The organism is Bradyrhizobium sp. TM239, from assembly GCF_036247985.1.
Classification (GTDB): domain Bacteria; phylum Pseudomonadota; class Alphaproteobacteria; order Rhizobiales; family Xanthobacteraceae; genus Bradyrhizobium; species Bradyrhizobium ottawaense.
This window is the reverse complement of record NZ_BTIR01000075.1, coordinates 1-347: the sequence shown is the minus strand read 5'-3', so window position 1 is coordinate 347 and position 347 is coordinate 1. Positions and strand designations below refer to the sequence as shown.

At 62.0% G+C, this 347-nt stretch carries 1 pseudogene; it reads left to right on the top strand.

The features are described 5' to 3' along the window. A pseudogene (locus AABA84_RS34975) lies at nucleotides 1–347 on the top strand (tetratricopeptide repeat protein); the annotation flags it as partial.

The window sequence follows — 347 nt, the reverse complement described above, 5'->3', positions numbered from 1 at the left end:
GTGTGGTCGAAAGTGATGCGCGAGGTGATCGGATCGAAGATCATCATCAAACATACGCTGCTTGACGATTCTCTGGTACGCGATGGCCTTCTTGCGCGACTCGTGAACCAGGGCATCCCAGCAGAGAACATCACCTGCCTGGGCTCGTCAGCGCGCGCGGAACATCTTCAGGCCTTCGCGAGAGTCGATATTTCGCTCGATCCATTTCCGCAGAATGGCGGCGTCAGCACCTGGGAATCCCTTTATGCGGGCGTTCCAGTCGTCGCCAAGCTCGGCCACGGCGCCTCCTCGCGCGCCGGCGGTGCCATCGTGGCGGCGGTCGGGCTTGACGACTGGGTCGCCGAGGA